The organism is Prosthecobacter sp. (assembly GCF_049294395.1).
Classification (GTDB): Bacteria; Verrucomicrobiota; Verrucomicrobiia; order Verrucomicrobiales; family Verrucomicrobiaceae; genus Prosthecobacter.
Map to the genome: position 1 here is coordinate 1 of NZ_JBAQCR010000298.1, position 10,949 is coordinate 10,949.

At 61.3% G+C, this 10,949-nt stretch carries 14 protein-coding genes and 1 pseudogene; 9 read left to right on the top strand and 6 right to left on the bottom strand.

Annotated features, from left to right (window positions below; translation table 11 throughout):
- From WAW39_RS19845 to WAW39_RS19865, 5 genes and pseudogenes are all read right to left on the bottom strand, one after another.
- Positions 1-295, bottom strand: a pseudogene (locus WAW39_RS19845) (DUF3341 domain-containing protein); the annotation flags it as partial.
- A gap of 62 nt (positions 296-357) precedes the next feature.
- On the bottom strand, positions 358-1,233 hold the full coding sequence (locus WAW39_RS19850; RefSeq protein ID WP_422320900.1) for a DUF4142 domain-containing protein: 876 nt from the start codon (positions 1,231-1,233) through the stop codon (positions 358-360).
- Between the two features lie 100 nt (positions 1,234-1,333).
- Positions 1,334-2,653, bottom strand: coding sequence for a sensor histidine kinase (locus WAW39_RS19855; protein ID WP_422320901.1), 1,320 nt, complete (start codon positions 2,651-2,653; stop codon positions 1,334-1,336).
- A gap of 14 nt (positions 2,654-2,667) precedes the next feature.
- Positions 2,668-3,207 (bottom strand): RsbRD N-terminal domain-containing protein, encoded by a 540-nt coding sequence (locus WAW39_RS19860; protein WP_422320902.1) that lies wholly within the window; start codon positions 3,205-3,207, stop codon positions 2,668-2,670.
- Between the two features lie 137 nt (positions 3,208-3,344).
- Positions 3,345-3,908: a DUF3341 domain-containing protein gene (locus WAW39_RS19865; RefSeq protein ID WP_422320903.1), complete on the bottom strand. Its 564-nt coding sequence runs from the start codon at positions 3,906-3,908 to the stop codon at positions 3,345-3,347.
- A 173-nt stretch (positions 3,909-4,081) separates the two neighbouring features.
- On the opposite strand from WAW39_RS19865, the gene WAW39_RS19870 reads away from it, so the two are divergent.
- Positions 4,082-4,318: a hypothetical protein gene (locus WAW39_RS19870; protein ID WP_422320904.1), complete on the top strand. Its 237-nt coding sequence runs from the start codon at positions 4,082-4,084 to the stop codon at positions 4,316-4,318.
- 70 nt (positions 4,319-4,388) lie between these two features.
- Here the strand turns inward: WAW39_RS19870 and WAW39_RS19875 are convergent, their stop codons facing one another.
- Positions 4,389-4,919, bottom strand: coding sequence for a hypothetical protein (locus WAW39_RS19875; protein ID WP_422320905.1), 531 nt, complete (start codon positions 4,917-4,919; stop codon positions 4,389-4,391).
- A 200-nt stretch (positions 4,920-5,119) separates the two neighbouring features.
- On the opposite strand from WAW39_RS19875, the gene WAW39_RS19880 reads away from it, so the two are divergent.
- The 8 genes from WAW39_RS19880 to WAW39_RS19915 all read left to right on the top strand — a co-directional run.
- A complete protein-coding gene (locus WAW39_RS19880) occupies positions 5,120-5,344 on the top strand; it encodes a hypothetical protein (protein ID WP_422320906.1) in 225 nt (74 codons plus the stop codon).
- Positions 5,345-5,473: 129 nt separating this feature from the next.
- Entirely contained in the window at positions 5,474-6,196 is a 723-nt protein-coding gene (locus tag WAW39_RS19885; RefSeq protein WP_422320907.1) for a histidine kinase, read from the top strand.
- On the top strand, positions 6,186-7,328 hold the full coding sequence (locus WAW39_RS19890) for an ATP-binding protein (protein WP_422320908.1): 1,143 nt from the start codon (positions 6,186-6,188) through the stop codon (positions 7,326-7,328). The genes WAW39_RS19885 and WAW39_RS19890 overlap by 11 nt, the downstream gene beginning before the upstream one ends.
- 34 nt (positions 7,329-7,362) lie before the next feature.
- A complete protein-coding gene (locus WAW39_RS19895) occupies positions 7,363-9,108 on the top strand; it encodes a PAS domain-containing sensor histidine kinase (protein ID WP_422320909.1) in 1,746 nt (581 codons plus the stop codon).
- Positions 9,080-9,496 carry a response regulator gene (locus WAW39_RS19900; protein WP_422320910.1) on the top strand — a complete coding sequence of 139 codons (417 nt, stop codon included), beginning with the start codon at positions 9,080-9,082 and terminating at the stop codon, positions 9,494-9,496. The genes WAW39_RS19895 and WAW39_RS19900 overlap by 29 nt, the downstream gene beginning before the upstream one ends.
- The gene (locus tag WAW39_RS19905; RefSeq protein ID WP_422320911.1) at positions 9,493-9,912 is read left to right on the top strand and encodes a response regulator; all 420 of its coding nucleotides are present in this window, start codon (positions 9,493-9,495) and stop codon (positions 9,910-9,912) included. Before WAW39_RS19900 ends, WAW39_RS19905 begins: the two co-directional genes overlap by 4 nt.
- 89 nt (positions 9,913-10,001) lie before the next feature.
- On the top strand, positions 10,002-10,679 hold the full coding sequence (locus WAW39_RS19910; RefSeq protein WP_422320912.1) for a response regulator: 678 nt from the start codon (positions 10,002-10,004) through the stop codon (positions 10,677-10,679).
- 60 nt (positions 10,680-10,739) lie between these two features.
- A partial coding sequence (locus tag WAW39_RS19915; protein ID WP_422320913.1) for a DUF2934 domain-containing protein occupies positions 10,740-10,949 on the top strand: 210 nt, incomplete at its 3' end.

The window sequence follows — 10,949 nt, forward strand, 5'->3', positions numbered from 1 at the left end:
GTGCCGCCATGATTGGACCGGCTGCAATGAACGGCCCAAGGCCGGGAATGGCCAGTGCGCCAATGCCGGCGATCCAGCCCAGCGCACCGCCGATGATGCCGCCGGTGCCCGCACCGGTGACGGCGCCTTCCGGAGCCTTGGTGTTTTTCTCGTGGGCGAAGTCGTGGCTCGTTTCTTTGTCAGCAAACAGCGCCGAGATGTCGTTGTTCGAGAAGTTCGCAGCCTTGAGTTGATCAGCGATTTGATCAGCCTGGGCGCGGGAAGTGGCAATGCAGAAGACAGATTTTTTGGACATAAGGGTTGGTTTTGGGGTTGGGTTTGGTTGGGTTGAAAAGGGTGTGTTAAAAAAGGGCGGGATCAGTTGCTGTCGGATTTCACTTCCAGCTGGTTGGTCACATTCCCGGCCTTGGCCACGTGCTCGGCGATCTCACCGATGATGCGTTTTTCCTCAGCGGAGTTCACCGGGCCACGCAGCGTCACCTTGCCGCCGTTGGTGATGATCTTCACGTTCTTCGCGTTCATCGACATGTCTTTCCCACCAACGATCTCCTTGCGGATCTGCGCCGTGGTGTCGAGGTCAGGCTGGCTGTTGCCCTGGTCCAGCGGGGTCAGAGTGCGGGCATCACGGTCACGCATGTTGCGTTCGGTGTTGTCGGCATTCTTCGTGGTGCTGGTTGTGCTGCCATCCTTCGTTGTGCGGGTGGCAGGGCTGCCATTGAGCTCCTCGGCCTGGGCCAGATGAGCTTGGAGTGCTGGCAGCATTTTGGCCGCCCACGTCTTCACATCATTGTCCTGGCTGTCCTTCGCGGCGTCTTCAAAACGACCCACGCATTTCTTGTGGCCGCTCACCGCGACATCGAGAAACTCTTTGTCGAACTCAGTGCCGCTGTACTGCTCCAGCTTCTGAAACATTTCAGCATGCTTGGCATCGATCACAGCGGACAGCTCCACGCCCTTGGTGGCCGCGAGCTTCTTCAGCTCCTCATTGGCGGCGGTGTGCTCTTTGACGATCATCTCGGCAAAGGTCTTCACTTCCGGGCGGGTGGCTTTCTTCACGCCGAGTCCGGCGATCTGCACCGTCGCCATGCCGGCGGCGGCCTCATGCTTGACGAATTCCACGTCAGCGGTGTTCAGGGTGTCTTTCTCTGCTGCCACACCATGCGGTGTGAGGAGGAACATGCCGCACAAGGCGAGCGTCGTTGTTGACAGGAGTGTGTTAGTTCTGGGTTTCATGGGGGGGTTGTTTGGTTTTCCTGCGAAGTCGTGTTGGACTCGCAGGCCAAACAATTACAGGCCATTCAACTCATATGCGATGGGGTGTTACCCTACTCTTTTATTTTACACTTTTGTTATAGTGCCGTGGCAGCACCACACGAAACGTGGAGCCCGCACCCGGACTGGTCTCCAGTTCCAGGCTCGCATCCAGCAGCTCGCACAGACGCTTCACGATGGAAAGCCCCACGCCCTCTCCGGGCAGCTGATTTGCCGGAAGTGTCGCGGACTGCGCAGGCACCGTGGGTGCGTTGGCCAGATCTCCCGCCGTGCGGTCCTGGGCATGAATGTCATCCGCCGCGTGCGCGGTTTGCGTGGCTTCATACAGCTGCCGTGCCAGCGGTGCCCCCGGGCCAGCGTCCAGTCCAGGGCCGGTGTCCTGCACACAGAACATCCAGTCATTCGTTTCACTCCCCTGGCCGGGCCCCCAGATCACGGTCACTCCTCCGCTCTGGGTGTACTTGAGCGCATTGAGCAGCAGGTTTTGCAGGATGCGCTGGATCTTGGCCCGGTCGCCATGCACCCGCAGAGAGTCCGGCCCCAGCATCTTCAGATACAGTCCGCGCGCCTGCGCCAGTGGCGTGGAGGTCAGGCAGAAATCCGCCAGCAGCACCCCCGCATCAAACGGCACCACCTTGCGGGTTTCCAGTCCCGCATCCAGCCGCGCCAGACTCATCAGGTCCTTGAGCATGTCATTCAGAGATGCCACGCCCTTCTGCAGCAAACTGGCAAATTCATGCCGGATCGGTTCCGTCACATTCTTGCGGTCCAGCACCGAAGTCGCTCCGGACACCACGCTCAGGCTGCCCTGCAGATCATGCGTGGCTTCACGCCATGCGACCGCACGCGCCCGGTCCAGATCATTCAGTGTGGCCAGCGCCTGCTCCAGTTCACGCACATGCCCGTTCGCCTCCGCTTGGTGCAGCCGCCAGTACTGCGTGGCGCTGTCGCTGATGCCTTCCCAGCACAGCTGCGCCCACGCGCGCCGTGCCGTCGGCAGGACGGGCGGCTCCAGATGAGGATGCGCCGGCGCATAGGCCTCCAGCTCCTCCATCACCGCCATCTGCAGCTGGCCCCACTCCTGCGTCAGCTCCCGCAGCTGGTAGCCCTGCTGCCAGCGCTGCAGACCATGCTCGATCACCTGGTCCTTTTCATTCTGCTGCGCCTGCGCGCTCTCCACCTGCGGCCACGCGCGCAGCCTCAGGGCCAGTGAATCCAGCACGCCGGGAATGTGGTCGTTGAACTGCAGCCGCGTCAATGATGACGCGATGTCCAGTTCCGCCACACTTTCCGTCGCAGTGCGCCAGCGTTGCAGGATCACCTCCCGCTGCTTTCCCAGGTGGGCCGCCAGCGTGCTCAGCTGCTCACGGGTCCGTGCCATTGCCTTGGCCGCGCTTACCACTTGATGCGCCCCTGGTGAATCTGATCCTGCAGGCTCAGCTGCGACCACAAATATTCCTCGGTCGCATCAATCATCATCTCATCAATGAAACGATGCATCGTCGTGGCGATGAACAGCGTGGACGCCGCGCCAAACTCCAGATGCAGGCCTTCAAACTGACGCAGGTGGTAGATCAAAATCGCGCGCAGGTGCATCAGCTCACGCAGCATTTCAGGCAGTTCATACCCCTGCCTCAGCCGCGTCGCACCGTGCTCCTCCGCATCTTTGAGCGACTTCTCCGCCACCACATCACTGCCGTAAAACCGCAGTGTCTTCACCAGGTTCTCAAAAATCTCAGGCAGGTGGTTTTTGAGCGCCACCGTGTTCAGGGTTTCGCTCGCGATGATGGCGGCGTCGCCATGCACTCGCGAAAGCCATTCATTAAGGATCACCTCCTTCTGCGTGCCGAGGTAGTCGGCGAGTTGGACGTTCACACTGGCGGGAGGGCTTTCGGGCGGTGGTATCGTGGGGGCTATCATTGGGATTGAACTCATGTCGTGGTTGAAAAATCGCAGGAGTGGATGGCTGGCGGCGCGGTGCCTGAGCCTCTGCAAAAGATTAGGGAGCGCGCGCCTCATCCGCCATGGGGTATAACCCGCATCACCTCATGACAAAGCGATGCTGAATAGTCTCAAGCCTCGCCGGGAGCAGCCGGATACGTGATGATCTCCGTGGCCCGGTTTCTCTCAGGATCGGCCTCCGCTCCCTTGGTGCAGATCCCCTGCCCTCCGGCATCCGCAAAAATAACTTCCGCACGCGTGATGTCTGACGAGTTCTCAGCATGCACGGAGATGAGGATGCTCCCGTCCTGCAGCAGGTCGTGGTCACGTCCGGCTTCCCGCTCCTGGATGCTTCTGCCGATCCAGCCGCCGCAGACCGCACCAGACACGGCTCCGATCGCCGTACCCGTCAGCGCAGCCAGAACGGGACTCGCATCAATGAAATCGCCGAAGCCCGGAAGCGCCAGCACGCCGATCCCCGCAATCCAGCCCAGTGCGCCGCCGATGCCCAGCCCAGCAATGACGCCTTCAGGCATCTTCGTGCGCCGGATCTGCGCAGCTTCGCGGCCCGCATTCTGATCCGTCAGCAGTGCGGAAATGTCGTTGCTGGAAAAGCTCGCAGCCTTGAGCTGATCAACGATTTGACCCGCCTGGGTGCGCGAGGAGGCGAAGCAGAAAACAGAGGTCTGAGGCATGGTGGTTGAGAGTTTAAAGGGTGATGGCTGGACTGAATTCGCCGCTGAGCCTGCAGGTGGTCGGAACCAAATGCGCCCCGCTGCTCGTCATCGCACAATGACCAGTCCCCCTCGGTTTCGCCATGGAGTGTTCACCCCATTGGCCGCAGTGGCGATCTCGCTAGTCTTTCACCATGAGTTCCTCCTCCCGATCCGGCTGCCTCCTCACGCTGCTTCAGCTTTTCGCCGTCTACCTGCTCAGCCACGGCCCGGTGATGGCCCTGTATTCCAGCCAGCGCATCCATGGCGACGTCCCCGCTGCGGTCACCACAATCTACCAGCCCCTCACATGGCTGTATGAACACACCCCGCTCGGCACCCCCATGACCGCCTACGATGCCTGGTGGAAGAACCTGCTGAAGAAGTCCTGAGCCGCGCCCGCAAAAAGGAGGAAACGGTCGCCCGCTTCCCCCTGGAGGTCGTTGAATTATGCCGCAGGCGTTAGAAGCGGAATTTCACGCCCAGACGCGCCACGGTGAAGTCAGTGTTCGTGCCGGAGGCAAAGTAGTAGTTGCCGTCCACAAACACGCCCATGCAGTTGAGGCTCGCAAAGCGGGCTTCAAGACCACCACCCACATGGAAGTCACCCCGCGTCGTCGCGTTGGTGCCCACGCCGCCGCCCGCCATCACATACGGGGCGATGCAGAGACTCTTGATCGGAGCACGCAGAACGATGCTGCCATCCATCTGGTGATGTTCGCTGTTGGTGGCATACACGCCGTAGCTGCCCTGGAAGCCCAGGTACTCGCTGACGAAGTATTCTGCCAGGACGCCACCACCGGCGACGCCTGAGCCGCCATGGCTTGGAAAGAAGGCACCACCAAAGGCGCCCATGGCAAAGCCAGGTGCAAAGCAGTCACAGCCTTGGGCGGCGGCGATCGTGGGTTGCACGGCTTTGGAGTTGTCCGTGGTACCAGCGAATGCGCTGGTGGCCAGGGTGAGAGTGAGGAGGAGTGAGGTTATTTTCTTCATGGGATGCATTGCGTTTGTTTATTGACGGAGCCTTTGGAGCAGAAGTCCAAAGGCCTCCCCCCTCTAGGGGGTGGTGGCATTTTCTACCATGGGGTCAAACCCTACCCCGGCGGACGCTCCTCCCACGCGACATTTCATGCAAAGTAGGGTTTCACCCCATCGCAGTTGCCGTCCCTGCCGACGACGCTTGCCCCCAAGACATGAATCACCCACCTTCCCCGCCCCTCACTGAACCACCACTCAGGTTCAGTGTCGAGGCTGCACGCCAGCTGCTCGAGCAGGCGCTGGAAGCCGAGAAATCTGTCGAAGACACCGAGACAGACCTCGCTCAAAAGCGCGCCATCAATGCCTACACCGGCGCCTCCGCCCTGCTGCCGCCCGAGGTCATCGCCACCGCCGCCCCCGAACAGAGACACTCTAGTTGAACGAATGTCAGCAGGTAGGGTTTCACCCCATGGTTAGTTTTTCAGCGCTGGCCGATAACTGACGCCCAGCAGCCGTACCAGCAAAGGATCAAGCCTTGCTGGCTCGAATGCTGTCCTTCCAGTACAAGCATGAGTGAATCCCTGTTGAGCCAATTGTCCGCCCATTACCTGGCGGCATTGCGCACCCATTTGGAGCAAGGCCGCCAGGCGAGCCTCCTGCCCGCCCATGCACTGGGTACGGAGGCGGTAAACATGGAACTCGAGACACTGGACCTGGCCAAAGTCCACCATCAGGCCCTGGCCGTGCTCATTCCCCCTGATGGCTCGCCCAGCACTCGAAGCAAGATGACGCAGCGTGCGGAGGGCTTCTTCACCGAAGCCATCGTCCCCATCGAAAAAACCCACCGCCTGGCTCGCGAGTCCGGCGCCGACTTGCAGCAGCTCCAGGAGCGCCTGGGTCAGCGCACGCTGGATCTCGCAGATTCCCATCGTCACCTCCAGCAGGGCATCACCGAACGCATGACCGCCGAGGCCGCGCTGGAGAACAGTGAACGCACCTCCAGCCAGCTGCTCCTGGACTCCCGCCAGCTTGAGCAGCAGCTCAAGGACATGGCGCACAGGATCATGTCCGCAGACGAGGTGGAGCGCAAAAAAATGAGCCTCCAGCTCCATGACGACATCGGCCAGTCCCTGCTTGGCATCCACATGCGGCTGCTTACCTTGAAAAAGCAGATGGCCGCCAGGCATGAAGGCATCACCCAGGAAATAGCCACCACGCAGCAGCTGGTGGAGGCTGCCGTGAAAACCATCAACCACTTCGCCCACGAGTTCGGCATTCCCCATGAAATTTAAGCGCACGGATCTTTCGCGTCTCTACCACGCAGCACTGCAGCACTTCTTAAAGGAAGGCCCGGGTGCCAGCATAGCCCCCGCTCACGAGCTCGGACGCCAGGCCATCGCCCTCGGGCTGGAGACGCTCGACCTCGCACGCATGCATGAGGTCGCCCTCGTCTCCCTCGTGCTGCCCGGTTACTCCTCCAGCACCAGCGATGGTCTCATGGGGCGCGCCGGCCTGTTTTTTGCCGAAGCCATCACACCGCTTGAGGAAACTCACCGCGGCGCGCGCGAGGCCAATATCCAGCTCAATCACATGGTCCAGACCCTCAGCCTGCGCACCCAGGAGCTCGCCGCCACCGTGGAGGAGCTCCGGCAGGAAGTCGAACAGCGCAGGGCCATGGAGGAGTCCCTCCGCATCAGCCAGCAGACCTCCAGCGACCTGCTCAAAAAATCCCGCGAATTGCAGGAGGAGCTCCGGCAGCTCTCGCGTCAGCTCCTCACCGCCCAGGAGGAGGAGCGCAAAAAAATCAGCCGCGAGCTGCACGATGTCATCGCCCAGACCCTCACAGGCATCAATGTCCGCCTCGCCGCCCTGAAGACAGACTCCACCGTCAGCAACAAGACACTGCAGGGCAAGATCTCCAGCACGCAGGAGCTCGTGGAAAAATCCGTCGACATCGTCCACCGCTTCGCACGCGAGCTGCGCCCCTCCGTGCTGGATGATCTCGGGCTCATCCCCGCGCTGCAGTCCTTCATGACCTCCTACATGCAGGACACCGGCATCCGCGTCAGCTTGCAGGCCTTTGCCGGCATTGAGCAGGCGGACGGCGCCATCCGCACCGTCCTCTACCGCATCGCCCAGGAGGCCCTCACCAATGTGGCGCGCCATGCGCAGGCCAGCCAGGCGGACCTGAGCATCCAGAATCCCCACGGCGGCATCAGCATGAAAATCACCGACAACGGCTGCGGCTTCACCGTGAAAGGAAAAAGCAGCGCCAAGAAGAACAACCGCCTCGGCCTGCTCGGCATGCGTGAGCGCGTCGAGATGATCGGCGGCACCTTCTGCGTGGAGTCCGCCCCAGGCAAAGGCACCACCATCCTGGTTGAGCTTTCATCCGAGGCCACAGCGCCAAACCCAAGTCAGTGAACCCGTCCTGCGACACCACCTCCCTGGAATGCCCATGAACACTCCGAGTGAATCACCCGCCGAAGTCCCCGCCTCGGCGCATGGCCTGCACCAGCAACGCATGCCCGACTCCGCACCGCCCCAGCTCCATCAGATCATTGCCCTGGCCGGGGAGGCCCTGCGCACCAGCGAGGCACGCTACCTCACCTTGTTTGAGCTCGGGCCCATGGCCATTTATTGCTGCGATGCAGCAGGCAGGATTCAGGAATACAATCTCCGCGCCACAGAGCTCTGGGGCCGCAAACCCGCACTGGGGGACACCGATCAAAAATTCTGCGGTTCGTTCCGGCGGCTCCACCCGGACGGCACTTGCATCCCCTTCGCTCAGTCCCCCGTCGCCGATGTTCTGCATGGCCTGCTTCCCGCCATTTGCGATGTGGAGGTGCTCATCGACCGGCCGGACGGCACACAGGTCACCGTGATCATGAACATACGGCCGCAAAAAAACGACAGCGATCAAATCACCAGCGTCATCAACTGCTTTTACGACATCAGCGAACGCAAGCAGACCCTCGCCGCCTTGCAGCTCGCCAACACTGCCATGGAGTCTGCCGGAAATGCCATCTTCATCACCGATCATGGCGGCATCATTCAATACATCAATCCGGCCTTCACCCTGCTCACCGGTTATCAATCCGCTGAAGCCCTCGGTCAGAAGGCCAGCCTCGTTCGCTCAGACGCCCATGACCAAGCCTTCTATCAAAACCTCTGGCAGACCGTTCTCTCCGGCCATGTCTGGAGCGGCCAGATCACCAACCGTCACAAAAACGGAGACCTGTATGTTTCCGATCAAACCATCGCCCCGGTCAAGGACGCCAAGGGCGACATCATCCACTTTGTCAGCATCCAGGAGGACATCACCGCACGCAAGCACGCCGAGGAGGTGCAGCACCGCGCCGAGGTGCTCGCCGCTTCCAATCAAAAGCTGGAGCTCGAAATCCTTCATCGCAAAACCGTGGAGGACGCCCTCCGCACCAGCCAGGCCACGTCCGACGAGCTCCTGGAAACTTCACGTCAGATGCAGCAGCAGCTCAGGCACCTCTCACACCAGGCACTGCAGGCTCAGGAAGACGAGCGCAAACGCATCAGCCGTGAGCTTCATGACGTCATCGCCCAGACTCTCACCGGCATCAACATGCGCCTCTCTCTCCTGCAAAAGGAGAACTGCACCAGCACTCAGGAGCTCCGCGAGAAAATCGCCCAGACTCAGCAGCTCGTCGCAGAGTCGGTGGACACCGTGCACCGCTTCGCCCGTGATCTGCGCCCCGCCATGCTCGATGACCTGGGCCTGATCCCCGCACTCGAGTCCTATTTGAAAGACTTCACCCAGCAGACCGGACTTGAGGTCAATCTGAAAACGGATGCAGGCGTGGAAGAGCTGGGCAGTTCCGGCCGCACCGTCCTCTACCGCGTCGCGCAGGAGGCCCTCACCAATGTCGTCCGCCATGCCAGAGCCACACGCGTTGACATCAGCATTCAGAAGCACGACGGCATCCATAGCATGGTCATCACAGACAACGGCCAGGGCTTTGCCGGAGACGACGCCTCCCCGGCCAAAGGCTCCAGCCGTCTGGGCCTCCTCGGCATGCGTGAGCGCGTCGAGATCATCGGCGGCACCTTCTGCGTCGCCTCCGTGCCCGGCCAGCACACCACCGTCCTGGTGGAGATCCCCGCAGATTCAAACGAACTCATGAAAAATCCCTCCCTCCTCCATGCTCCCCATCACTATCCTGCTGGCTGAAGACCACCGCATCATCCGCGAAGGCCTGCGCGAACTTTTGCTGACAGAATCCGACCTCCACGTCATCGGCGAAGCCGAAAACGGCCGCCAGGCCGTGTCGCTCACCCGCCAGCTCTGTCCGGACGTCGTCATCATGGATGTCTCCATGCCCCTGATCAATGGCATCGAGGCCACCCGCCTCATCATGCAGTTCACCGTCAAACCCAAGGTCCTGGTCTTTTCCTCCCACTGTGACGACGTTTACATCGCGCAGGCCATGGCCTTCGGCGCATCGGGCTATCTCGTCAAACAAACCGACACCCTCTTCCTGCCTGAGGCGATTCGCGGAGCCCATCATGGCACCGCCTTCTTCTGCCCCAGCAAACTCACCCACGCTGCCCTCTCATGACCCCCATCACCGTTCTTCTCGCAGATGATCACACCATTGTCCGTGAAGGCCTCCGCGCACTGCTCGCCTTGGAGCCTGACATTCAGGTGGTCGGTGAAGCCGCCAACGGTCATCAGGCCGTCGCCTTCGCCAACAAGCTCGCCCCGGATGTCGTCGTCATGGATCTCGCCATGCCCCTGCTCAGCGGGCTCGACGCCATCTCCCGCATTCGCGAATGCACCCCCGCCTCCACCAAGATCATCGTGCTGACCGCCTACGACGAGGAGGCCTACATCCAGCAGGCCAGGGATCTCGGCGCCGCCGGGTACCTCGTCAAGCAGAGTGACTCGCAGATCCTCGCCCGGGCCATCCGCGAGGTTTATCAGGGGCACGATTTCTTCAAGCCCATCCATCACTCGTTGGTGCAAATCCCATGAAGCACCCCGGCTCCAGCCCCCCACCGGCACGGAAATTGAGGTAAGAATTCTCCTCTTGCCAGGCAATCCCGCTGTAAACTGAACTCATTATGAACTCCATCAACGTCCTGCTCGCCGAAGACCACCAGATCGTCCGCGAAGGCCTGCGCGCCATGCTCAATCTGGAACCCGACATCAAGGTCGTCGCCGAAGCCGAGAACGGCCGCCAGGCCGTGGAACTCGTCACCAAGGTGCGCCCGGATGTCGTCGTCATGGACATCGCCATGCCCCTGCTCAATGGCATGGAGGCCACCCGCCAGATCCTTCAGGCCTTTCCCGGCACCAAGATTCTCATCCTCTCCGCCCACAGTGATGATGCCTACGTCGCCATGGTCATGGCCATCGGCGCCTCCGGTTATCTCATCAAGCAGACCGCCGCCCATGTCCTCCCAGAGGCCATTCGCGCCGTCCACCAGGGCAAGACCTACTTCAGCCCCATCATCGCCAAACGCCGCAATCATCAAAAGCAAAAAGACCGCGATCAGGGCGAGCTCCCCGGCAAGACCGTCCCCACCCTCAGCGCACGTGAAATGGAGGTCCTTCAGCTCATCGCCGAAGGCAAGGCCAACAAGGAAACCGCCGATGAACTCCACATCAGCGTCAAGACCGTCGAAAAGCACCGCCAGAGCCTCATGGACAAGCTCAACATCCACGACACCGCCGGCCTCACCCGCTACGCCATCTCCATGGGCATCATTGAAAACAGCGTCCAGGTGACGATCATCTGATCCCCTTGGGGTGTAGACCCCATGGCTAAACCGGGGGCCGCATTGGATGATGTGCCTGCCATGACACTCAACCCCGCACACACCGCGCGTCTTCACCCGGTCGCCAGTCACGAGTCCCTGACCCCACGGCCGCAGCAGCAGGTCTTGCCACCCACCTCCGAGGCTGTCGCATGCCGCGCCTTCCTCCCCTTTCAAAACCACGGCGAAGCCAGCGGCCGCGATGTCCAGGACTGGCTCCAGGCCGAGGCAGAACTCAAGGCCGAGTCCCTC

Excerpts from the sequence above, each read along its gene's own strand:
- WAW39_RS19850 (WP_422320900.1), bottom strand. The coding sequence starts at position 1,233 with ATGAAACCCAGAACTAACACACTCCTGTCAACAACGACGCTCGCCTTG.
- WAW39_RS19855 (WP_422320901.1), bottom strand. The coding sequence starts at position 2,653 with ATGGCACGGACCCGTGAGCAGCTGAGCACGCTGGCGGCCCACCTGGGA.
- WAW39_RS19860 (WP_422320902.1), bottom strand. The coding sequence starts at position 3,207 with ATGAGTTCAATCCCAATGATAGCCCCCACGATACCACCGCCCGAAAGC.
- WAW39_RS19865 (WP_422320903.1), bottom strand. The coding sequence starts at position 3,908 with ATGCCTCAGACCTCTGTTTTCTGCTTCGCCTCCTCGCGCACCCAGGCG.
- WAW39_RS19870 (WP_422320904.1), top strand. The coding sequence starts at position 4,082 with ATGAGTTCCTCCTCCCGATCCGGCTGCCTCCTCACGCTGCTTCAGCTT.
- WAW39_RS19875 (WP_422320905.1), bottom strand. The coding sequence starts at position 4,919 with ATGAAGAAAATAACCTCACTCCTCCTCACTCTCACCCTGGCCACCAGC.
- WAW39_RS19880 (WP_422320906.1), top strand. The coding sequence starts at position 5,120 with ATGAATCACCCACCTTCCCCGCCCCTCACTGAACCACCACTCAGGTTC.
- WAW39_RS19885 (WP_422320907.1), top strand. The coding sequence starts at position 5,474 with ATGAGTGAATCCCTGTTGAGCCAATTGTCCGCCCATTACCTGGCGGCA.
- WAW39_RS19890 (WP_422320908.1), top strand. The coding sequence starts at position 6,186 with ATGAAATTTAAGCGCACGGATCTTTCGCGTCTCTACCACGCAGCACTG.
- WAW39_RS19895 (WP_422320909.1), top strand. The coding sequence starts at position 7,363 with ATGAACACTCCGAGTGAATCACCCGCCGAAGTCCCCGCCTCGGCGCAT.
- WAW39_RS19900 (WP_422320910.1), top strand. The coding sequence starts at position 9,080 with ATGCTCCCCATCACTATCCTGCTGGCTGAAGACCACCGCATCATCCGC.
- WAW39_RS19905 (WP_422320911.1), top strand. The coding sequence starts at position 9,493 with ATGACCCCCATCACCGTTCTTCTCGCAGATGATCACACCATTGTCCGT.
- WAW39_RS19910 (WP_422320912.1), top strand. The coding sequence starts at position 10,002 with ATGAACTCCATCAACGTCCTGCTCGCCGAAGACCACCAGATCGTCCGC.